This window comes from Methylobacterium nodulans ORS 2060, from assembly GCF_000022085.1.
Classification (GTDB): domain Bacteria; phylum Pseudomonadota; class Alphaproteobacteria; order Rhizobiales; family Beijerinckiaceae; genus Methylobacterium; species Methylobacterium nodulans.
The window spans coordinates 403,276-424,044 of the sequence record NC_011892.1 but is presented as its reverse complement, the minus strand read 5'-3'; the positions used below and the strand labels follow the sequence as shown (position 1 = coordinate 424,044).

17 protein-coding genes and 4 pseudogenes are annotated in these 20,769 nt (G+C 65.7%); 12 read left to right on the top strand and 9 right to left on the bottom strand.

Going from position 1 to position 20,769, the window contains the following annotated elements; genetic code table 11:
- Positions 1-70 precede the first annotated feature (70 nt).
- Both MNOD_RS38215 and MNOD_RS38210 read left to right on the top strand, forming a co-directional pair.
- Positions 71-1,111 carry a phytanoyl-CoA dioxygenase family protein gene (locus MNOD_RS38215; RefSeq protein WP_015934285.1) on the top strand — a complete coding sequence of 347 codons (1,041 nt, stop codon included), beginning with the start codon at positions 71-73 and terminating at the stop codon, positions 1,109-1,111.
- A gap of 30 nt (positions 1,112-1,141) precedes the next feature.
- Positions 1,142-2,206 carry a phytanoyl-CoA dioxygenase family protein gene (locus MNOD_RS38210; protein WP_015934284.1) on the top strand — a complete coding sequence of 355 codons (1,065 nt, stop codon included), beginning with the start codon at positions 1,142-1,144 and terminating at the stop codon, positions 2,204-2,206.
- A gap of 249 nt (positions 2,207-2,455) precedes the next feature.
- Here the strand turns inward: MNOD_RS38210 and MNOD_RS38205 are convergent, their stop codons facing one another.
- Positions 2,456-2,689: a DUF6489 family protein gene (locus MNOD_RS38205; protein ID WP_015934283.1), complete on the bottom strand. Its 234-nt coding sequence runs from the start codon at positions 2,687-2,689 to the stop codon at positions 2,456-2,458.
- A gap of 502 nt (positions 2,690-3,191) precedes the next feature.
- On the opposite strand from MNOD_RS38205, the pseudogene MNOD_RS38200 reads away from it, so the two are divergent.
- Positions 3,192-3,676: pseudogene (locus MNOD_RS38200) on the top strand (VOC family protein).
- A 255-nt stretch (positions 3,677-3,931) separates the two neighbouring features.
- Here the strand turns inward: MNOD_RS38200 and MNOD_RS47590 are convergent.
- Positions 3,932-4,087 carry a hypothetical protein gene (locus MNOD_RS47590; protein WP_244424848.1) on the bottom strand — a complete coding sequence of 52 codons (156 nt, stop codon included), beginning with the start codon at positions 4,085-4,087 and terminating at the stop codon, positions 3,932-3,934.
- Positions 4,088-4,291: 204 nt separating this feature from the next.
- Here MNOD_RS47590 and MNOD_RS38190 point away from each other — a divergent pair, with 204 nt between their 5' ends.
- Positions 4,292-6,427 (top strand): hypothetical protein, encoded by a 2,136-nt coding sequence (locus MNOD_RS38190; RefSeq protein ID WP_015934281.1) that lies wholly within the window; start codon positions 4,292-4,294, stop codon positions 6,425-6,427.
- 363 nt (positions 6,428-6,790) lie between these two features.
- On the opposite strand, the gene MNOD_RS38185 is transcribed toward MNOD_RS38190, so the two are convergent.
- The 7 genes and pseudogenes from MNOD_RS38185 to MNOD_RS38160 all read right to left on the bottom strand — a co-directional run bounded on the left by MNOD_RS38185 (position 6,791) and on the right by MNOD_RS38160 (position 14,030).
- Complete coding sequence (locus MNOD_RS38185) at positions 6,791-7,369, bottom strand: peroxidase-related enzyme (protein ID WP_015934280.1); 579 nt, start codon at positions 7,367-7,369, stop codon at positions 6,791-6,793.
- A 144-nt stretch (positions 7,370-7,513) separates the two neighbouring features.
- Positions 7,514-7,735: pseudogene (locus tag MNOD_RS50865) on the bottom strand (PaaI family thioesterase); the annotation flags it as partial.
- 676 nt (positions 7,736-8,411) lie between these two features.
- Positions 8,412-9,260, bottom strand: a complete 849-nt coding sequence (locus MNOD_RS38180) for a nitroreductase family protein (protein WP_015934278.1) — start codon at positions 9,258-9,260, stop codon at positions 8,412-8,414.
- A 67-nt stretch (positions 9,261-9,327) separates the two neighbouring features.
- A pseudogene (locus tag MNOD_RS38175) lies at positions 9,328-10,546 on the bottom strand (MFS transporter).
- 237 nt (positions 10,547-10,783) lie between these two features.
- Positions 10,784-11,341, bottom strand: a complete 558-nt coding sequence (locus tag MNOD_RS38170) for a c-type cytochrome (RefSeq protein ID WP_015934277.1) — start codon at positions 11,339-11,341, stop codon at positions 10,784-10,786.
- Positions 11,322-12,611: a sulfite dehydrogenase gene (gene soxC / locus MNOD_RS38165; protein WP_015934276.1), complete on the bottom strand. Its 1,290-nt coding sequence runs from the start codon at positions 12,609-12,611 to the stop codon at positions 11,322-11,324. Before soxC ends, MNOD_RS38170 begins: the two co-directional genes overlap by 20 nt.
- 507 nt (positions 12,612-13,118) lie before the next feature.
- Positions 13,119-14,030, bottom strand: a complete 912-nt coding sequence (locus tag MNOD_RS38160) for a LysR family transcriptional regulator (RefSeq protein ID WP_015934275.1) — start codon at positions 14,028-14,030, stop codon at positions 13,119-13,121.
- A gap of 122 nt (positions 14,031-14,152) precedes the next feature.
- On the opposite strand from MNOD_RS38160, the pseudogene MNOD_RS38155 reads away from it, so the two are divergent.
- The 8 genes and pseudogenes from MNOD_RS38155 to MNOD_RS38120 form a co-directional block, all read left to right on the top strand.
- Positions 14,153-14,380 (top strand): annotated as a pseudogene (locus MNOD_RS38155) (aldehyde dehydrogenase family protein); the annotation flags it as partial.
- Positions 14,381-14,761: 381 nt separating this feature from the next.
- The gene (locus MNOD_RS38150) at positions 14,762-15,682 is read left to right on the top strand and encodes a LysR family transcriptional regulator (protein ID WP_015934274.1); all 921 of its coding nucleotides are present in this window, start codon (positions 14,762-14,764) and stop codon (positions 15,680-15,682) included.
- Between the two features lie 100 nt (positions 15,683-15,782).
- On the top strand, positions 15,783-16,517 hold the full coding sequence (locus MNOD_RS38145) for a succinate dehydrogenase/fumarate reductase iron-sulfur subunit (RefSeq protein ID WP_015934273.1): 735 nt from the start codon (positions 15,783-15,785) through the stop codon (positions 16,515-16,517).
- The gene (locus MNOD_RS38140; protein WP_015934272.1) at positions 16,514-16,843 is read left to right on the top strand and encodes a succinate dehydrogenase membrane anchor; all 330 of its coding nucleotides are present in this window, start codon (positions 16,514-16,516) and stop codon (positions 16,841-16,843) included. The genes MNOD_RS38145 and MNOD_RS38140 overlap by 4 nt, the downstream gene beginning before the upstream one ends.
- The gene (locus tag MNOD_RS38135; protein WP_015934271.1) at positions 16,840-17,187 is read left to right on the top strand and encodes a succinate dehydrogenase, cytochrome b556 subunit; all 348 of its coding nucleotides are present in this window, start codon (positions 16,840-16,842) and stop codon (positions 17,185-17,187) included. The genes MNOD_RS38140 and MNOD_RS38135 overlap by 4 nt, the downstream gene beginning before the upstream one ends.
- An 8-nt stretch (positions 17,188-17,195) precedes the next feature.
- Positions 17,196-18,935 carry an L-aspartate oxidase gene (locus MNOD_RS38130; protein WP_015934270.1) on the top strand — a complete coding sequence of 580 codons (1,740 nt, stop codon included), beginning with the start codon at positions 17,196-17,198 and terminating at the stop codon, positions 18,933-18,935.
- Positions 18,936-19,092: 157 nt separating this feature from the next.
- The gene (locus MNOD_RS38125; RefSeq protein WP_015934269.1) at positions 19,093-20,052 is read left to right on the top strand and encodes a fumarate hydratase; all 960 of its coding nucleotides are present in this window, start codon (positions 19,093-19,095) and stop codon (positions 20,050-20,052) included.
- Positions 20,053-20,057: 5 nt separating this feature from the next.
- Positions 20,058-20,729, top strand: coding sequence for a fumarate hydratase C-terminal domain-containing protein (locus MNOD_RS38120; RefSeq protein ID WP_015934268.1), 672 nt, complete (start codon positions 20,058-20,060; stop codon positions 20,727-20,729).
- The last annotated feature ends 40 nt before the right edge of the window (positions 20,730-20,769 follow it).

The window sequence follows — 20,769 nt, the reverse complement described above, 5'->3', positions numbered from 1 at the left end:
AACAAAACACGGCCCCTTTCCGGCCCTGTTCGCGAAGTACCACGCGCGACTGTGTATTTGGTTGCCCGGTATGATCACCATGCTTTCGCGTGTGCTGCTCGCGCCCATCCACGCCGCTCAGATCCTGACCGGCGCCAAGTCCTTTCGGACTAATCCCATTCTCGGCAGTGCCCGCCTGAACCGGCGCGGGCTGCACGTCTGGCGCGTCAACACGGCTTCAGCGTTGACGGAGTGGCGGCGACGGCGGCTGGAGCATCTGGTGAGCGCTGAAGACCGCCGCCAGCTCGACGAGCAGGGCTACGTCGAGACGCGGGACTTCCTCTCGCCCGAGCACTTCGCGGAGTTGGTGCGCGAGGTCACCTCGGTCGCGCTGCCTGCCAAGCAGTTCCGGGAGGGCAACGCAATCACCCGGCGCGTGCCCCTGACGCCGGCCAATCTGCGCCACCTGCCGGCCTGCCGCCGCCTTCTCGCCCTGCCGGAGTTTCAGGGCCGGCTGCGCTACGTGGCGAGCTTCGACGTGGAGCCGGAGGTCTACATCCAGACCATCTTCTCCCAGCTCGACGGCCCCGCGGCCGATCCGCAGCTCGACCTGCACATGGACACCTTCCATCCCACCATGAAGGCGTGGCTCTTCCTGCACGACGTGCCGGCCGACGAGGGGCCGTTCACCTATGTGCGCGGCTCGGCGAGCCGGACCAAGCGGCGGCTCGCTTGGGAGCGGCGCCGGAGCATTGAGGCGTGCGATCCCGCCAAGGCGGTGGGCGGCGCTTTTCGGATCCGGCCAGACGAGCTGCCGCGTCTCGGCCTCTCGGAGCCCACTCAGTTCGCGGTGCCCGGCAACACCCTCGTTGTGGGGGACACCTGCGGCTTCCATGCTCGGGGAGCGACGGTCCGTCCGGGTATTCGCATCGAGATCTACGCCGCCAACCGTCGCAATCCGTTCCTGCCCTTCGTCGGCCTGGACCTGTGGTCGGCTCCGCTGCTCAAGCGCCGCAAGATCGCCCTGTTCTGGGCGGCGCTCGCGCTCTGGGAGCGCCTGGGGCTTGGCCGCAGCCAATGGCGCAACGGCGGGCAGGTCCGTGCAGGCGATCCGGTTCTGTCCGAGCCCTGAGACACGGCAGCACCACGGGGCAAACGCATCATGTCATTCACCCGCACAGCCGCCCGCGCAGCCGGAACCCTCGCGTCGATCGCCCGCGTGCCGATCTGGCTCGCGGGCGTCGCCGGGGCCGACAAGTCGTTCTCGAAGAACCCGATCCTCGGCAATCCGACGCTCAACCGCCTCGGCCTCCACGTGGCGCGCGTGCAACTGGCGGGCCGCATGGCAGAGCGCCGCCGCGCCCGCCTGGGCGCCCTGATCGATCCGGCGGATCGCGCCGCCTTCGATCGCGACGGCATCGTCATCAAGCGAGATTTCCTGGATCCCGAAGCCTTCCGGGCGCTCAAGGAGGAGGTCTTCGGGCGCTCCTTCCCGGCGCGGGAGCTGCGCCAGGGCCAGGCCGTCCAGCGGATGGTGCCGCTCGGGCGGGACAATCTTCCGGGGCTGCCGCAGCTCGCTGCGCTCACCCGGAACCCGACCCTGCGCGGCCTGACCTATTACGCCGCCTCCCGGGCCGGCGAGCCGGTCTATTACCTGCAGACCGTGGTGGCGGAGCCCGACGGCCCGAACGATCCCCAGACCGCGCTGCACGCCGACACCTTCCACGCCACCACCAAGGGCTGGTTCTTCCTGCATGACGTGGCGGAGGAGGACGGCCCCTTCGTGTACGTGCCGGGGTCGCACTGCGCGACCCCGGAGCGGCTCGCCTGGGAACGGGAGCAGAGCATCGCGGCGCGGAGCGCCGCCAACAGCCATCATGCCGCCGGGTCCTTCCGCATCCGCGAGGAGGAGCTCGGCGCGCTCGGCTACGGAAAGCCGGTCCGGGTGGCGGTGCCGGCCAACACGCTGGTGATCGCCGACACCTTCGGCTTCCATGCCCGCGCCCCGAGCCTGCGGGCGAGCACCCGCGTGACCGTGCACACCTATATCCGGCGCAACCCGTTCCTCCCCTGGACCGGGCTGGATCCCAAGGCGCTGCCGGGCCTGCGCGGTCGCGAATTGTCGCTCTACCTGGGCTTCCAGGATCTGAAGCGGCGGCTCACCGGGCACGGCGCGTCCTGGCGGCGGGTGGGGCCTGTTGCGATCGATGCCCCAGCGCAGATCTGACAGGTTAGGTGCAGCGCATGGATCTCGTGGAGGGGCTCGCGGTCTCGAGATCGCCACCTCGCGCGCGATGCTGCCGGATCGACCTCTCACTCAGGCTTGACCTGGCTCACCGATCGCGCTCGGTGCAGGGCGCCTAATTGAGACACTCGATCCCAGATGGGCATACTCATTCGAGGCGCCGCTGCGAGACGCTTGCCAGTACGTCTCGAAAGGTTGTTGCTGGGCTTCCGAGACGCTTTACGGCGTGGGTCAGGAGCCTTTTGGTACATCTCGCCTAGCGCCCGAGGCGCGAGCCGGCGGGTTCTGCCCAAAGAGTGACATCCAAGTCTTCATCAGGCGGTCCGGTGAGAAGCGGGCGAACTCCGCTAGCATCCGCTTCTCCATGTGAGCCATGACTGCGGCCTGAAGAGGCTGCACATCAGGGAAGCCCAAAAATACTCGAGCCTCCTCAGGGGTGCAGTCGATGTCTGCGGTGACTTTCATCGCGAAGCCCTCTTCATCCTGAGGAATGCTGGCCAACTTCGAACGATCCGTTGCTCCGAAACCTACCTGGCGGATCTTCCTCCGCCATGTTGGACGAAACTCGATATGTCAAAATAACGACGGTTTTCCATACACTTAAACCTGTAAGGATTGCGAGTCAGGAAATCAAACGGATGCTCCTGCGCGGTCGGCACGCATCCCTTGAGGCGGCGTCGCAACGAGGCGGCCTGCGGGGCCGACCGCGATGGGCACGCTACGAGGGGCAGCTCCCGACCTGTTGCGGACCTTCGCCTATCGTCCTGAGCGTCCGCTTTGGAGCGAACGGATGAACCCGCTGAACGGCCGAGATGGGCGCGAAGCCGTCACCCCCGCGGCGACCGCTGGATGTCGGCCGCCACCCTTTGCAGGCCTGACGCCTGATGGTTGGATGGACGTCATGCTGCGGCATCCATGCGGGTCGAAGGCGATGCCCGGTCGCCAGCAGCGTGAGGGAGGAGCCACCATGGTCGCCAAGAACACGATCTGCCTCTGGTACGACAAAGACGCCGAGGCTGCCGCCCGCTTCTACGTCGAGACTTTCCCAGAGAGCGCGATGGGGGCCGTCCACCGGGCGCCGGCCGACTACCCGTCGGGAAAGGCGGGCGACGTGCTGACGGTCGAGTTCACGGTGGCTGGCATCCCGTGCATCGGCCTGAACGGCGGGCCCGTCTTCCAGCACAACGAGGCCTTCTCGTTCCAGATCGCCACGGACGACCAAGCGGAGACGGATCGTCTGTGGAACGCGATCGTCGGCAACGGCGGACAGGAAAGCGCCTGCGGCTGGTGCAAGGATCGCTGGGGCATCTCGTGGCAGATCACGCCGCGCGTGCTCACCGCCGCGATGGCGGCTGGCGGCGAGGCGGCGAGGCGGCGAAACGCGCCTTCACGGCCATGATGACCATGCGCAAGATCGACGTCGCGGCGATCGAGGCGGCCCGGCGCGGATGACGATGCGTCGGCTGCGCTCCTCGCCCGACCTCGTGCAACTCTTCGCGGTCTGACCTGCCCCATGCCACCCGTCTCAGACCTTCGGCAGACGCTCACCGACGGATCGGAGTTGGTCGGGAGCGGACCGGCGGCTTCTGATGTGCCGAGCGGCGCCTCAGAAAAGGCCGCTTCGATCGCCTGGTGCGTCTCGCCTGCGGTCACCGCGCCTTTTCAGCCAAGTCCGCAGGGGAGATAAGCCGGCTCCAACCGACGTTATCAGGCGACGCCGAGCTTCCCGCGCTCCCCTTCACGAGGCGTCGAGCGCTCCTCAGGCATCAGAAACTCGGCCAGATCCGCCGCCTCGAAGAACGGCCGGATCTCAATCTCGCTCGGGCCCGGCACTGGCCCCGGTCGCATCACAGGGCGGATCACGCCTTCATCCGATAGAACCGGTTTGTTTGCTTGGCGAACAGGCATTCGACTTGGTCTGAGAAGTTGTCTAGCGTAGGCGGGCAAGTAAGCGCCCCTCCACACCATGGCCAAGGCGTCTTTTCCGTGAACTCGCAATCGCCAGCCGATCAGTCGTCACCAGGCGCGCCGAGACGATCGTGGCTCGCGTGGCTTTGGCGCGGTTATGTGCAGATCCTGCGCGCCGCCCTCGCGACGGGAGTCGGCGTGATCGTCCTGGCTCTCGGCCTCCTGTTCGTGAATTACGGCGTCCTCTCGACGCCGAAGGCGACAGCCTATCGCGACCTCGACCCGTCCGCGCCCGAATGCCGTGACGGGCTCACACGGGGCTGGACCATCCTGGCGGAGACCGGGCGCCCGCGGCTGATCGGGGCGGCCATGGTCGAGGATGGCGGTTGGCGCGATGCCAGCAACGACGAGAATGCCGCAGTCGCGAGCGATCCGAGTTGGAGCACCCGATTCCGCTGCGCCCTGCAGCGCCACATCGTCCCCGCCGAGCGCCCGGACAGCAAGCCGCTCGACTACACGCTGGGATTCTTGGAATTCCAGGAGGACGGTGAGCCCTACGCTCTCGTGTCCCGCAGCGGCGACCGCGACGTGCCCACCACCAGCGAGATGCTCAGCCAGGCCATGGAAAGCCAGATGAGCGCTCGCGGTGCGGATGCCACCGGCATCAGGCCGGTGATCACCCAGCTCGATGCGCTTAAGCATCACCTGTCGACCGGGTCGCACTACGTCCTGGTCTTCGTGCATGGTTGGCGCCACGACGCCCGCATCGGCGACAGCAACGTCGCCGACCTTCGTCTCTATGCGGCCCATGCCGCTCGCTTCCTGCAGCAGCGCTGCCCCACCGACCCGAAGGCCTGCGAGACGAAGGTCACTGGCATCTATGTCGGCTGGCGCGGTGCGCGCGTAGACGAGCGGGGCCTGCGCCAGCTGTTCGGCGACACTGTCGGGGGCTTCTTCGGCGACGTCTCGGCGGCGGCCACCCTGTTCGACCGCAAGCCGGTCAGCGAGGCGATCGCACCCGCCGCAATCTCGGCACTGCGTTCCATCGAATCGGTGCTGGCCGCCCGCCGTCCGGACGGCAGCGAGCGCAACAACCGCCTGATCGTGGCCGGACACAGCCTGGGCGGGAACATGCTCGCCACCGGCCTCAAGGACGATGTGCTGAAGGCCGTGCACCGTCACCGCTTCGGCGAGGTGCTGCCGCCGGTTCTCGGCAACCTCGTGGTGCTGATCAATCCGGCCTCCGAAGCGAGCAAGTGGACGGCGATCCAGCGGGCGGTCTGGCAGCGCATCGCGCTCCACGCCGACGAGCACACTCCTGCTGCCGATCTCGCCCGCGATACCGGCTTCTTCCCGCCCGAGCAGCGCCCCGTGGTGATGTCCCTGACGGCAGCGCTCGCGTTTCCCGCGGGCGGTCTCCGGCCGGGTGACTGCGCCTGGATCGGTCTGGAGGTCGACGACGGGTTCCAGGCCGCGCGGCGACGCATCAGAAAGCGGCTGGCGAACACCGACACCATGTTCAATTCCGGCGTCGACTACGATTGGGCGACACACGATCTGTTTCCGACCTTCAAGCTCGATTTCCGCCCCGCCGCGGGCTACCTCGATCGCGTCGCCGCCCGGTTCGAAGGCCGCCAGCCGCGCGGGATGAGCTGCGAGCCGCCCAGATCCGCCCGAACCTTCGATGCGCTCCTCACGCTGCCGTTGCGCGCCCTATCGGTCCTCGCCGAGACCTTCCCGTTCCAGGTGAGCCTGCGGGAGGAGTCGCACACCATCGGCAACCTCGATCCGCCGCGCCCGGCGGCTGGTGTGCTCGCAGACGCGCAGCCCTCCGCCGCCCCCTTCGGAACGACCCACGAACTGCTGGGATTGCACGATGCGGGCGTGGAGCGCCACCACCCCTACGCGACCCTCGCGGACGCCGCGATCGACTGCCCGCGCGCGGATCGCTGGCTGAGCCGGGCGCGGGCGCGCCAGCAGGGCCGATACGGAGCGTTTTGGGACAGCGAGGATCTCGCCCCGGTCGATGCCGCCGATCCGGGCCTCGGGAGGCCGGCGGCGCGCTTCCTGCACGGGCTCAACCTGACCGGCATCGCGCCGATCACCCTGGCCAACGATCCCTTCTGGAACGTGCGCGCGTTCGACAACGCGCTGTCGCGCCACGACGGGTACCGCCTGTCCTCCTTCATCTGCGCCATGAACCAGCTCGTGCTGGACGACATTACGGAGTCCGCGCCGCGCATGATCGACACGATGGGCGTTCCGGACCAACAAGACTTCGATGCAAGGCCCTGATCTCTCACCAGCAGAAGCTTGCGGCAAACTCAGACGCGCCGCTCAAATCTAGCAAGAGTGGTCCACCTCCTTGACGTTTTGCGCGATGTGAGGCGACGACAGCAGTGAAACTCAGAGATCAGGTGGAATTCCGCTCGCGTTAGCTTGTTCGCCTATGCGCCACTTCCGGACCTTCGATCGAGTTCAACGGAACGGCTGCTCCTCACCCGGCAGCGGACCTCTCGAAAGCCCACGGATCTCACCTACGGCCCTCATGCCATTCACATAAGGCCGGCGTATGGAACCAGTGCTCAGCGCCATGGAGCTTGTCCGTCCGACACGCGCCTGACCCACAGCTACAAGCGGAGCAGTATAGAAGAGAGCCTATCGGCCCAAGGTATAGAACTCGTCGTTGGGTCGCAGACTGGTGACGTTTGCCATTCGGTTCGACATCCCGAAGAAGGACGAGATCGCGGCAATATCCCAAGCATCTTCCGCGTCGAATCCGTGCTGCGCCAGCGTAGAGAAATCATCCTCACCGACTGCGTAAGCCTCGAGCGCCACCTTCATGGCGAAATCCAGCATCGCTTTTTGACGCGCTGTAATATCTGCTTTGCGGTAATTGACCGCAATCTGGTCGGCGATCAGAGAGTTCTTTGCCCGAATGCGCAGGATTGCGCCGTGTGCGACGACGCAATACTGGCACTGGTTCGCGTTGCTGGTCGCCACCACGATCATTTCACGCTCGGCCTTGGTCAGGTTACTGGGCTTGTCCATCAGCGCATCATGATAGGCAAAAAAGGCGCGGAACTCGTCCGGCCGGTGCGCAAAGACCAGAAATACGTTGGGAATGAAGCCGGACTTCTCCTGTACAGCAAGCAGCCGGTCGCGGATGTCTGCCGGCATGTCCGACAGCGTGGAAACAGGATAGCGGCCGATCGGGGCGTTGGTGCGTGAGTTCATAGTGTTCCTCCCATTGTCAAATGGAGCGAGTAGCGCATAAGCTCAGCAATAATGATACGATCACGACTTAAGTTCGACGGCGAGCATTTCACCCCGTGCGCATTCTTCGCCGCGCGCACTGAGTGACAGCAGAACAAGGGCCTTCTTGCCTTCCAGCGACTTAAGTTTACAAGTGATGAGCAGTTCTTCACCCAGAGGTGTCGGCTTGCGGAAGTTGACGTGCAGCGAGGCTGTGACAAATCTGATCGGTGGACCCTCGTCGCCCATCGCCCGTCCTCGGGCACGGTAGGCGAACGCCGCCGCCGAGGCCGTCCCATGGCAGTCCAGCAGCGAGGCAATCATCCCGCCGTAAACATTGTCCGGCACGCCCCCGCTGTAGCGCTGGTCTGGCGTGAAACGTGCTTCAGTATGATTGTCTAACAGGTAGCTTTTCAAGTGATGGCCAAAAGGATTTGCCGGTCCACATCCATAACAGTGAGCGAAGTTCGGTGGGTAATGGTCCTGGATTGCTTTCACGATCTATGCCTCCTTGACCGACATCAAGCAGATTTGTTGGCGAGAGCCGGAACCTTGTTAGAAGCGTCTCTGCCTTGATGTCATGAGGACAGCACTCGGTGAGCCTTGCAGAGACAACTTATCGCAAGGCCATCGAGGCCGGAACGAAAGTGAAGTCGCGCGACCGACCCATGCCGCTGCCCTCCGTCGAAGCTACGGCATACCAGAGCCGTCCGGGGCGCTGAACCGGCAGCGCCAAGTCCGCTTTCCACCAAGGCCGTGTGAAAACAGCGCATCGCCTGGATGGCATAGTAAGATCTTCCCCAATATGGCCGGCGTGTAGAAGTGTATGTGATCTCGCCTTGGCCATCGTTCGATGTGGAGGAGATCGTTCTACACGCTCCCCAGCGGCAGCCGTTTTCACATAGCCTCCACCCATAGCGGCCCTTATACAGCCAAGCTGATTGAGTTCAGACTCTAGTCTGCGCCGCGCGGGCCATCGCGTCGAGAGCGGCTCCGCCGCTGCCATTGAACCCAATCGGGTTCGTTAGTCCAAGTTGAAGCCGCTCCGTCGCACGAAGGCACCAAAATCGGCACGCTGCGGCTCGGCGTATTGTCTAGCCTTGTCCTCGGACCAGCCATACGCCTCCGCCACGCCCCACCGCGCCGTCTGGCGCTGCTCGGGATAGGGCAGGATCGCCTCGCGCCGTTCGTCATAGGCGGCGATCCCGGCCGCGAGGTCGCCTTCGTCGTAGCGGCTCTCGTGCAGGGTCATGGCAAGTGGCAGGCGCGGGCTGATCCGGCTCTCGCCGGCGGGCCAGCCAAGGCAGAGCCCTGCAAAGGGGATTACGCGCTCCGGCAGGTTGAGCCATGCGCTCACCTGAGCGGCATGGTTGCGGATCTCGCTGATCGGGCAGCCTCCGAGCCCAACGGCCTCCGCCGCGTGCAGGCAGGTCGTCAACGCAATGGCGGCGTCACCGACCGCATTGAAGAATAGGTCGAGGTGGTCATTCGGGAACGGCTTGTCCCGCAGAATCGAGATTTGGGGCAGGCGGCGACCGTTGGCACAGACCACCAGAAAGGCCGGTGCCACCCCCACCCAGGGCATGTGCGGCAGGAGTCCGGCGATGCGCCGGCGCAGGTCGGGGTCGCTGACGATCACGACGTCGCGCTGCTGGAGATCGCTCTTCGATGGGGCGGAGAGCGCGCAGGCGCAGAGCAGCCGCACGAGCGCCGGATCGACCGGGCGGTCGGCATAGCGGCGATGAACGTGATGCGCGGCGATCCGGTGGATCTCGGCGAGGCCGTTCAGACCGGGATCGGCCGCCACCTCATCCCCGAACCGCTCGCGGAACACGGCTGCTATCCGCGCCGCGGAGTAAGATGTCTCGCTCATGGGCTGCTCCGGTCTGTCGGGAACCCCGGCCATCGGCTGCCGCGCCATCCGGCGCATTCTCGAGTGGTCAGGACCGCAGGTGGTCGATGGAGGGAGAACGGAACGACGCAGTCATGACGAGCGTCACGGCTGCAAGGACCAGGGGCGGGAAGGTCACCCAGCAGATCATGGTCCAGCCATAGGACGTCAGCAGGCTGCCCGACGAGAAGGAGCCGAGGACCATCATCCCGAACACGATGAAGTCGTTGAGCGACTGCACGCGGGCTCGCTCCTCCGGCCGGTGACATTCCAGCACCAGTGCTGAAGCGCCGACGAAGCCGAAGTTCCAGCCGATGCCGAGCAGGATCAGCGTCAGCCAGAAATTCGCCATGTCCACGCCCGTCAGCCCGACCGCCGCGGACGCGGCCGTGAGCGCCAACCCGGCCAGGATGATCCACGGCGCACCGAGCCGCGCGATCAGCCGCCCTGTGACGAAGCTCGGCCCGTACATGGCGATCACGTGCCATTGGAGGCCCAGGTTCGACGCTTCCTGCGGCAGGCCGCAGAGCCGCATCGCCAGCGGCGCCGAGGTCATGACGAAGTTCATCAGCATGTACGAGACCGCCCCGCAGATCACCGCCGTGATGAAGCGGGGCTGGCGCGCGATCGCGATCAGCGGGCGGCCACCGGCACGATCGGCCGCCAACGGCATGGGCAGCCTGACGCCGGCGAGGACGATGGCGGACAGGACCGCCACGCCGGCCTGGGCGAGATAGGTGACCGCGAAGAGGTGAGGGGGCCACAGGTTCATGGTGGAGGTCACGAGCTGCGGCCCGATAACCCCAGCGGCGACGCCGCCCGCCATGACGGCCGAAAGCGCCCGCGGGCGCCGCGCCGGGGGCACGCAATCCGCCGCGGCGAAGCGCAAGGAGAGCACCACGGCGGCGTAGGCGCCGCCGAAGAATGTCGCGACGCAGAACAGCCAGAACGCGCCGAGCACGATCGCGGCAGCGGCCAGCAGGCCAACGAGCACCCCGCAGGCCGTCCCCGTCAGGAACGCGGCGCGCCGTCCGTACCGCTGGGCGACGAAGCCGGCTGGCAGCGTGCAGACCGCCATGCCGACCACGAAGATGGAGATCGGCAGGGTCGCGAGCGCTGGGCTCGTAGACGACGGTGGTGTTCGCGCCGGCAAGCGCCTGCGCGATGCCGAGCCGGACGATGTTGCTCCGCTCGTGGCTCGCATCCGCCGCACTGGTGAGGCCGGGTGCCGCTACGCAGGCGGCAGTACTGTTTCCTGGATATGCCATCGAATTGTCTCAAGCTGCGATCCCGAACCTCGGTGGGCGGCGAGCCATACCGCTCGACCTCCACCCCGGAGGTTTCCGAGATCCTCCACCGCCAGAGCGGCGCCCGACACCGGGAGGAGCACCGCCCCGCCTCATCCGGCGGCGGCTCCCGCGATCTGCGGGTTGCTGCTTTGCCGGCGCCGGCCTCCAGGGCCGGGACGACGAAACCGGGCCGCCCCCGATCGGGGGCGGCCTCTGTCATTTCGAGGCGTTCGATCGATGCACGTCCGGCCGAGGATCCGGCACGAACCCGTCGCGATTCGGCATCCTGATCCTCGCCAGGGACGCCGGATCGAGGACGGCGTCGTCCGGGACGAGGCCGTTCAGCTTGAGGATGTAGGCTGAGACTGCATAGACGTCATCATCGCTCAAGGATTGCGGCGCGTTCAGGGGCATGGCGCGCCGGATGTAGTCGAACAGCGTCGGTGCGTAGGGCCAGAAGCTGCCGACGGTCTTGACCGGCTTGCCCGAGGCGAGGCTGCCCTGACCGCCGACCAGCCGGTCTCCGATGCCGCCTTCCCCGCGCTCGCCGTGGCAGCTCGCGCACTGCGTGTCGAACACCTCACGGCCATGCGCGACGCTGCCGCGTCCGGGCGGAAGCTTCCGGCCGTCGCGGTCGATATCGATATCCCAGGCCGCGATCTCCGCCTGCGTCGCCGGGCGCCCGATGCCATAGCGCTCCCCCGCATCGGCCGCCGCGACGAGCGCGACCAGGGCGGCGGCGCAGGCGGACAGCCTATGCCTTGACGAAACCATTCGTGACCTCCCCGCTCGCCGTGATGCGCCAAGGTATGATGGCGTTGTTGTGGTAGAACGACTTCATCCCGCGCACCGCCGTCAGCTCGGCGAGGCTCGGCTGGAGGTAGCCGGTCTCGTCCGTCGCGCGGCTCAAGATCACCGTCGGTCGACCGTCCCAAGTCCAGGGAAAGCGGAAGCGCGTGAGCGCCCGGGTCAGGACCGGCTCCTGCAGCTGCGCAGCCTGCCAAGTCCTGCCGTCGTCGACTGAAACCTCGACCTGCGTGATTCGTCCATGACCGCTCCAGGCGAGGCCCGAGATCTCATTGAAACCCTTCTCGATCCGGTGCGTGCCGGAGGGGCGGGTGATAATGGATTTGGCCTCCATGTAGAAGGTGAACTGGCGCGCGGTACCGTCCGGCATCGAGTCGGTGTATTTCGAGGTTTCCTCACGCGAATACGCTGGTTCCGCCGTCACGTTGAGGCGGCGCAGCCATTTCACGTTCATGTTGCCCTCGAAGCCGGGCAGGACGATGCGCAGCGGATAACCTTGCTGCGGACGCAGCCGCTCGCCGTTCTGGCTGTAAACGAGCAGGGCATCGTCGAGGCATTTCTCGATGGGTATGCTCCGCGTGAGCGCGGCGGCATCCGCGCCTTCCGCAACGACCCATCGGGCATCCGGCTTGAGGCCGGCTTCCTCTAGAACGGTTTTGAGGCGGACGCCCGTCCATTCGGCGCAGCTGACGAGCCCGACGAGGTCCGACGCCGTCCGGCCGTTCATCGCTTCGAAACCCGGATTGCCGGAGCATTCGATGAAGTAGATGTGCGACTCAGACGGAAATCGGCGGATGTCGTTCATCGTCAGCAGCAGCGGTATCTCGACCAGGCCGTGGACCATCAGGCGATGCTGCGCCGGATCGATGTCCGGAATTCCCCCATGGTGTCTCTCGTAGAAGAGTCCATTTGGTGTGATGATGCCGTCGAATTCTTGCAGCGGCGCCCGGCTTGATGCGGAGGTGTACTGCTTGAGATTCCTGGCAAGATTTCTGACGACCTCCTTTTCGAAGCGCGACGGTGTTCCGTAGAGTTCGCTGCCAACATCGGCCCCCGGAGCCTTCATCCATTCCGGAACATTAGGCGGGGCGTTCGGAACCGGAGCGGTACGTTCGGCACGAGCGGTCCCGGCCGCAGCGCCTCCGGCCAGTGCTCCGCCCACGAGTGCCGCACCCTGACCAAGGAAGCGCCTTCGCGTCCGCGAGACAAGGTCATCGTCTCGGTCTGCATCCTTCATCGTCACGTATCCTCCGAAGCTTGCACCCTTGTTGGGACTTGCTGGCGATCATCCCCGAGGACGGGCGCCGTTTGTCCTCAGGCGCGAGTTCCACGTCACGAACACACAGTCCTGGCGATGACTGTGTGAGCTGCAGTCGCAGCGCGTCGGCGGCCGACGCAGCTACGACCATCCTGCTTGCAGCGCCTACGACATGCGCGGGTGCGGAAACGGCCGGCTTGCGGCGGGTCAGATCCACCGGAGACTAACCCGGCCTTGGGCAACATGCCGTCCCGCCGTAACGGCAGGAGAGCGGATGCGCTCGAGCGGGCACCATTGCGAGGGCGGACATGCGACAATCGCCTCAGATCGAGTGATCGTACCCCGTGGCCACCGTGAGGAAAAATGCGAATAATTCGTGCTTAGATCAAGGAATCCTCAATCAGCTCCTGCGCTGTGAGCCTTGTGGCGGCCGGGCGGTCTCATTCCTGTCTGGGAGGACGAGCAGCCCTCATGCCGAGACAGGCTTCATCCCTCGGGGTCGGCTGGTGGCGCAGGCATGCCGATGTCAGTGGCCGCGAGGCGGACGGCTTCCGCCAGAGCGCAGGCGAGCCGGTGCGCCGGCCGATCCTCGCGCTCCAGGAGGACGACCCAGCGGTGACGCTGCGGGTCGCCGAACGGAAGGCAGGTCAGGGGTCCGAGTGCCGCGCGTGCAACTTCCGACAAGGGCACGATGGCTACCCCGAGACCCGCGGCCACCATGCGCAGAATGCCCTCCCGGCTGTCGAGCTCGACGTCGCCGTCCACACGGAGGCGCATGCGACGCAGCTCCTGATCGATGATCCGCCCTGCCCAGACACGCCGGTCGAAGCGGATGAAGGGCCATTCCTGCAACAGGCGGCTTGCGTCTCGCTCCGTCGCGCCCGGCGGTGCCACGACCCAGAAACCTTCTTGGTAGAGGCGCATCGCCACCAGACCTGCCGGATGCGGCTTGACGGGCTCGGTGGTGATCGCCGCATCGATCTCTCCCATGTCGAGCCGCCCCGCCAGCTCGGCCGACATGCCGGAGGCGACGTGGATACGAAGCCGGGGATGGGCCGTGCGCAGGGTCGCCATAGCATCCGGCAAGGGACCGGCTAGAGCCGTTTGGATCGCCCCGATCCGCAGCCGGCCGGCCAACTCACCACCGTCCGCCAGTTCGGAGGCGATGCCGTCGTAGAGGGCCAGGATTTCCCGCGCCCGAACGACGGCCGTGCGTCCCGCATCGGTCAGCACGAGCTGGCGCCGGGACCGGTCGAACAGGCTTATCCTGAACTCCTGCTCTAGCGCACGAACGTGAAGACTGACCGCCGACTGCGTGAGCCCGACCGCCTCCGCGGCACGCCCGAGGGAGCCGCACTGCGCAATCGCAACCAGTGTTCTGAGGGCCCGGAGAGACATGCGGGTTTCGTAGCGCCAAAAGAACCGGGGCGCACCCTGCCGCGCCAAAATAGAGCAGGATGATCAGCCTCTCGAGGGCCGGGCCGAACCACGAAGCTCCTCGTCGCCGACGAACAATGACCGCGCGGCTCATCAACGAGCACGAGTTCGGCAACGGCACGGCGATCTTCACCCGCGACGGCGACGCGGCGCGCGAGTTCGCACACGCGATCCAGGTGGGCATGGTCGGCATCAACGTGCCGATCCCGGTGCCGATGGCCTTCCATTCCTTCGGCGGCTGGAAGGCCTCGCTGTTCGGCGACGACCACATGCACGGGCCCGAGGGCGTACGCTTCCATTATACGCGCCTCCCGATGGACCGAAGCGCGCCGGAGGAGAGGACAACCCATTGCCCGCTCCTTTTTTCCGGACGACTGGAGCGCCGGTCGAAACGGCTCCTGTGATCATCTCGGGAGGGGAAGTCGGACACCCTGTCACGAAGCAGGACGCATAAGCCGTCGCCCGGCCGGCGCACGCTCGTCCTGAACAGGATCGGCCTTAAGCCAGATCAGACCCGGCACTCAATCGTGACCGCGGCGTCCGCAAACTCAGCAGCCCCGGTTCAAATCGGACCAGTCTCAGAGTCCGCAAGCATCTTCCTCCGCAATCGAAGGTACCGCTGATCCCTGGACCGGCCTGGAGCGGCGCGGCATACGCGGTCGCTCGATCATTCAGTGGTTTCGGAGGACATCGTGGCCATTCGTGAGCTTCGGACCTTCTTGGCCGTCGCCGAAGGAGGCTCCTTCGCTGCGGCATCTCGGCAGGTGGGACGCACCCAGTCGGCGGTGACGGTCCAGATGAAGGCGCTTGAGGACGAGTTCGGCGTGACGCTCTTCGATCGGTCGAAGCGGCCGCCGAGCCTATCCGCGGCCGGTCGAGCCTTCCTTCCGCACGCGATCGAGGCCGTTGCGGCCTACGATCGCCTCTTCCAGGTCGCGTCCGACGCGCTTGTCGAAGGCCATCTGCGGCTCGGCGTCGTTCCAAGCGTCATCACCGGGCTGATGCCAAGGGCCTTGAAGGACTTACGCGAACGCTACCCCGCGCTTCACGTCGAATTGGCAATGGGCTTGTCGAAGGATCTCGTCGGCCGTGTCCAGCGGGGCGTGCTCGATGCGGCCGTCGTCAGCGACTTCACACTCACGGACTCGGGCCTGCGCTGGTCCCCCTATGCACGCGAGCCACTAATCCTGATCGCTCCGACTGACATGCCGGGGCGGAAGGCCGAGGAGTTGCTCGAAAGCCAGCCCTTCATCCGCTACTCGCGACAGGCGTGGGTCGGACAACTCATCGACGACTTCCTGAAGAGGCGCAATTTCAAGGTCCGGGAAATCATGGCGCTCGATACGTTGGAGGCCATCCGGACCATGGTCCACCACGGTCTCGGCGTCTCGGTCGTTCCGCAACGGGCGGGAGAGGACCCGAGCGAGTTGCCCGTCCGCACGTTGCGATTTTCCGGAACGCCCGCTCACCGAGTGGTCGGCGTGGTGCAGACCGAGGGACACACCAAAACGGCCCTCGTGAACGTCCTGCTCGACGTCCTGAAGCAGGAGGCCGGCGTCGTGGCACAGGTACGCCGACGACCGCGAGCCGGGCAGGGCACCGCCCTTGCTTGAGCAAAATTGAATAAATTCTTGATATTTATTCGATTGTATTCAACGAGAAGGATTGTTAGGAATGGTTCCAGCTGATAAGACCACTGGAGGAAAGCGCAAGATGTCGCACCAGGAGTCTGGCTCCTTGTCTGTGTCCATCTGGCGCGGTGGTCACGACGGTGCCTTCAAGACCTACACCGTCCCCAGTCGAGAGAATCAAACGGTCCTCGACGTGGTGACGCACGTGCAGCGTCACATCGATCCGACTTTGTCGTACCGGTTCGCCTGCCGTGTCGGCATGTGTGGCTCCTGCGGCATGACCGTGAACGGGCGCCCGCGGTGGACCTGTCGGACGCATGTCTCAAAGGTCGCCAAAGGCGGGACGCTCAAGATCGCTCCGCTCTCGAACCTGCCGATCATCAAGGATCTCGCCGCCGACATGCGGCCGTTCTTCGAGAAGTGGCAGAAGGCCGGAGGCGTGTTCGAGCCGTCCAGGACGCGCTGGGATCCCGTCGAGGCCATCCGCCCCGACGAGCCGGAACGCGCCGCCGCCGATGCTGGCATCGAGTGCATCAACTGCGGCGTGTGCTACGCCGGCTGCGATACCGTGCGCTGGAACAACGAATATCTCGGGCCCGCGGCCTTGAACCGGGCCTGGACGCTGATGAACGACCGGCGCGACAGTGGCCAGGAGCCCCGGCTCGCGGCCGTGGCGGCGAGCGGCGGCTGCCATGCCTGCCACTCGCACCAGTCCTGCCAGGAATTCTGTCCCCAGTCCCTCAACCCAACCGGGTCGATCTCGCTCCTGAAGCGAATGGCAACGAAGGCCTATCTGCGTGGCGAGCTGAAGTCATGAACGTCCGTCTCTACGTCTGGCAGCGCGGCACCGCGGCGCTGATGGCGCCGCTGGTCCTCATCCATATGGCCGTAATGTTCTACGCGACGCGGCACGGTCTTTCGGCGTCCGACATCCTAAGCCGGACGCGCGGCAGCATCGCCTGGGCCCTCTTCTACGGGACCTTCGTGGCCGCCGCGGCGATCCATGCCGCAATCGGCCTGCGCGGCATCCTGACCGAGTGGGTACCGATGCAACCACGCACGGCCTCCCTCGCCGCCTCGGCCTTCGGTGTCCTCCTCGTCGTGCTTGGCGCTCGGGCCGTCTTTGCCGTGGTGTTCGGATGAGTGCGCCTCGCTCCTACTGCCGGAACGCCCTCTGGATCGCCGCCATGGTGCACCGGATCTCCGGGCTCGGTCTCGCGGCCTTCCTGCCGTTCCACTTCCTCGCCCTCGGTCTCTCGCTGCAGGGCGCCTCCGAACTGGACGGCTTTCTGCACTGGACGGACACCCCGGTCGTGAAGATCGCCGAAGGCGGCTTGGTCTTCCTGCTCGCCGTCCATTTCTTGGGGGGATTGCGCGTTCTATTCGTGGAGAACTTCGACTGGCGCGTCAATCAACTGAGGCTGGCATCGGCTGCCGGCGCAACTGCCGCCGTGATCGCCTTCGCCTTCCTCGTGCGGGTTCTGTGAGGCCGACGATGATGATCGAACGCATCGAAACCGATATCCTAGTTCTTGGATCGGGTGGCGCCGGCCTCTTCGCGGCCCTTCATGCCTACGACCGCGATCCGACTCTCAGCGTGACGCTCGCGACCAAGGGGCTGCTCGGCAAGTGCGGCTGCACCCGCATGGTCCAGGGTGGCTACAACGTCGCCCTGCACAAGGGAGACTCCGTCGAGCGGCACTTCATGGACACGATCGAGGGCGGCAAGTGGCTGCCCAACCAGGAGCTCGCCTGGACGCTCGTGTCCACCGCCCCGGAGCGCGTGCGCGAACTGGAGAACGAGGTCGGCTGCTTTTTCGACCGCAACGCCGACGGCTCGCTGCATGGCAAGGCCTTCGCCGGCCAGACCTTCGACCGGACGGTGCACAAGGGCGACCTCACCGGCATCGAGATCATCAACCGCCTGATGGAGCAGGTGTGGAAGCGCAAGGCGATCCGCAAGCTCGAGGAGCACCGGGCCCTCGCCCTGATTCCTGACCGGAGCGGCACCGCCCTGTCCGGCGTGCTGATGATCGACGTACGCACCGGCGGCCTTCGCTTCGTCCAGGCCGGCGCCGTCCTGCTGGCGACGGGCGGCGGCCCGACGATGTACCGCTATCACACACCGTCCGGCGACAAGAGCATGGACGGCCTCGCCATGGCCCTGCGCGCCGGCCTGCCGTTGCGCGACATGGAGATGGTGCAGTTCCACCCGACGGGACTGCTCGCCGGCCCGGACACCCGCATGACCGGCACGGTCCTGGAGGAGGGCCTCAGAGGCGCGGGCGGCCATCTGCTCGACGGGGCCATGCGGCGGTTCATGGGCGACTACGATCCGCGCCTGGAGCGCGCCACCCGCGACATCGTGAGCCGCTCGATTTATTCCGAGATGCGCGCCGGCCGCACGAGTCCCAACGGCGGTGTCTTTATCCGGATGAGCCATCTCGGTCCGGACAAGGTCAGAAAACAGTTCAAGGGCATGGTTGATCGCTGCCGCGATTGCGGCTTCGACCTCGCGGGCGGCCTCGTCGAAGTCGTGCCGACTGCTCACTACTTTATGGGCGGTGTCGTCTGCCGTCCCGACACCTCGACCGAACTGCCCGGCCTGTTTGTGGCGGGAGAAGACGCCAGTGGCATGCACGGCGCAAACCGCCTTGGTGGCAATGGCGTCGCCAATTCGACTGTCTTCGGCGGAATCGCCGGCGACGTAATGCCCGGCTGGGTTCACGAGAACGGCCGCCGCCGCGTGCCCGACGAGGAGGTGCTCAAGGCGGAGGCGGCGCGGTGCCTGCACCCGTTCGGCCGCAAGCCCGGCGACGTCAATGCGTTGCGCGAGCGGCTGATGGATCTGATGTGGGATGATGTCGGCGTGGTCCGCGACGCTTCGGGTCTCGCCAGGGGCCTTGCGGGGTTGGACGAGATTGAGGGTGAACTCCTCGAGACCGGCATCCCGGATGGCGACCGGGCCTTCAACCTGACTTGGCACGACTGGATGAACCTGCAGTCGCTGGTTGAGACGAGTCGGGTCGTCGCGCTTGCGGCGCAGCGCCGGACAAATTCGCGCGGCGCCCATTTCCGGTCCGACTTCCCCGAGCCGGGCGATCTGGCGACCTCGACCTACACCGTCGTTCGCCGGAGCGGGGAGGGGCTGTCGATCTCCGACGAGCCAGTTCTCTTCACCCGTGTTCGGCCGGGCGAGAGTCTGCTCGAACCAACGCCCGTGGCGGCGGAATGATGAACTACCGCGCCGGCCGTGCGGCGAGTGTCACTCTGACGCAGCGGACGAGCTAATATCGCTCAGTACCTTTCAAAATCTGAGAATACGTGAAGAGATTGAGCAGACGAAGTGTTGTGTCGCCAGCACGACTCTGCCCATGGCGGAAGAGGCGATTATGATTTCTATTTCAAAAATCGAGAGCACGGCGGAGACCTTGATGGCGAAAGCTGCCATCGAGATCCCTGAGGACTACCTCGCCGGACTTCGCCGATGCGCGGATACCGAGAAGGGCGACCTGTCCTCTTTCGTGATCCAGGCGATGCTAGAGAACTACGAGGCCGCTAAGGAAGACAGGCGCGCCATGTGCGGTGATACCGGGGTTCCGCGCTGGTACGTCAAGTACGGCAACGACGCGCGGCCCGAAGGCGGTCCGATCGCCGTCGAGGGCGCGCTGCGGCGCGCCACGGCCACCGCGACCCGCACGGTACCGCTGCGCCCCAACCGCGTCCATCCGCTCTGGCGCACCGATCATGACAACAACGTCGGCATCAACGCTCCTGAGATCGAGTACGCTTTCCACCCGGACGCGGACTGGATCGACCTCACGACCGTTCACAAGGGCGGGCTGTTCGGCTCGGACTACCGGATGCTCTTTCCGGGCGACGGCCTGCAGGGGATCAAGCGCTTCTTCCTCGACACGCTCGTCGCCTTCGGCAAGCGCGGTCTCGCCTGCCAGCCAGCCATCATCGGCGTCGGTCTCGGCGGCTCGAAAGATGCCTGCATGGTGCTGGGCAAACAGGCCTCCTGCCTGCGCACGGTCGGCAGCCGCAACCCCGACCCCAAGATTGCCGAGTTGGAGATCGAACTCCGAGAGCTCGGCAACTCGATCGGCATGGGCGCCATGGGCTTCATGGGCTCCTCGATGGTCGTCGATTGCAACATCGAGGTCGGCTACTGCCATACCGGCGGCATGCCGATGAGCGTGCACATGTTCTGTCTCTCGTCGCGGCGGGCGACCGCCCGTATCCACGGCGACGGTCGTGTCGAATATCGCACCGATCCGGAGTGGTTCACCGACTACTCGCGCCGCGAGACGGTGGACTGGACCGCGCCTCTCTCCGTTGCAGCGGAGTAACGGCTATGACGAACACACTCAAGACCGTCGAACTCAAGCTGCCGGCCTCGACAGAGAATCTCCGTGCCCTCGAGATCGGAACAGTCGTCTACCTGACTGGACGGCTCTTCACGGCGCGGGAGGGTGTCTACAAGAGAGCCATCGAGGAAGGGGCCGGCATGCCGGCCGCGAACGTCGATCTCGGCACCGCCAATTTCCATTGCTCACCCGCTGCCACGATCGAACCTGACGGCCGCTTCACCATCGGGGCCGTCACCGCGACGGCGTCCTTCCGGTTCGCGAAATGGCTGGATGGCTGGTTCAAGTTGTCCGGCTGCAACATCATCATTGGTAAGGGAGGCATGACCTCCGAGATCTACCGGAGCATCTTTGTTCCGAACAACGCGATCTACCTCACCACGGTCGGCTACGGCACGGGAGCGCTACTCGGACGGGGCATCCGGGAGGTTCCGGGAGTCTACTGGCGCAACGAGCTCGGCCTTGCCCAGGCCGTCTGGGTGCTGGACGTTGAGAGGTTCGGACCGTTCATCGTTGAAAGCGATCTTGAGGGACGATCCCTGTTCGAGCGCGAGAACGACAAGATCACTCCCGGGCTCGCCAAACTCTATGAAGGCACCAAGCCGGCGACGCTGCGGCGGTATGGGGAGACGAGCGACAAGACGGAAGAAGTAATCTGATCATGATCGTCGAGGCCAGATCCGGCCGGTGCCTGCACGA

What these genes read in the sequence shown, in the direction of transcription:
- MNOD_RS38215 (WP_015934285.1), top strand. Translation starts at nt 71, where the DNA reads ATGATCACCATGCTTTCGCGTGTGCTGCTCGCGCCCATCCACGCCGCT.
- MNOD_RS38210 (WP_015934284.1), top strand. Translation starts at nt 1,142, where the DNA reads ATGTCATTCACCCGCACAGCCGCCCGCGCAGCCGGAACCCTCGCGTCG.
- MNOD_RS38205 (WP_015934283.1), bottom strand. Translation starts at nt 2,689, where the DNA reads ATGAAAGTCACCGCAGACATCGACTGCACCCCTGAGGAGGCTCGAGTA.
- MNOD_RS38185 (WP_015934280.1), bottom strand. Translation starts at nt 7,369, where the DNA reads ATGAACTCACGCACCAACGCCCCGATCGGCCGCTATCCTGTTTCCACG.
- MNOD_RS38180 (WP_015934278.1), bottom strand. Translation starts at nt 9,260, where the DNA reads ATGAGCGAGACATCTTACTCCGCGGCGCGGATAGCAGCCGTGTTCCGC.
- MNOD_RS38170 (WP_015934277.1), bottom strand. Translation starts at nt 11,341, where the DNA reads ATGGTTTCGTCAAGGCATAGGCTGTCCGCCTGCGCCGCCGCCCTGGTC.
- soxC (WP_015934276.1), bottom strand. Translation starts at nt 12,611, where the DNA reads ATGAAGGATGCAGACCGAGACGATGACCTTGTCTCGCGGACGCGAAGG.
- MNOD_RS38160 (WP_015934275.1), bottom strand. Translation starts at nt 14,030, where the DNA reads ATGTCTCTCCGGGCCCTCAGAACACTGGTTGCGATTGCGCAGTGCGGC.
- MNOD_RS38145 (WP_015934273.1), top strand. Translation starts at nt 15,783, where the DNA reads ATGTCGCACCAGGAGTCTGGCTCCTTGTCTGTGTCCATCTGGCGCGGT.
- MNOD_RS38140 (WP_015934272.1), top strand. Translation starts at nt 16,514, where the DNA reads ATGAACGTCCGTCTCTACGTCTGGCAGCGCGGCACCGCGGCGCTGATG.
- MNOD_RS38135 (WP_015934271.1), top strand. Translation starts at nt 16,840, where the DNA reads ATGAGTGCGCCTCGCTCCTACTGCCGGAACGCCCTCTGGATCGCCGCC.
- MNOD_RS38130 (WP_015934270.1), top strand. Translation starts at nt 17,196, where the DNA reads ATGATGATCGAACGCATCGAAACCGATATCCTAGTTCTTGGATCGGGT.
- MNOD_RS38125 (WP_015934269.1), top strand. Translation starts at nt 19,093, where the DNA reads ATGATTTCTATTTCAAAAATCGAGAGCACGGCGGAGACCTTGATGGCG.
- MNOD_RS38120 (WP_015934268.1), top strand. Translation starts at nt 20,058, where the DNA reads ATGACGAACACACTCAAGACCGTCGAACTCAAGCTGCCGGCCTCGACA.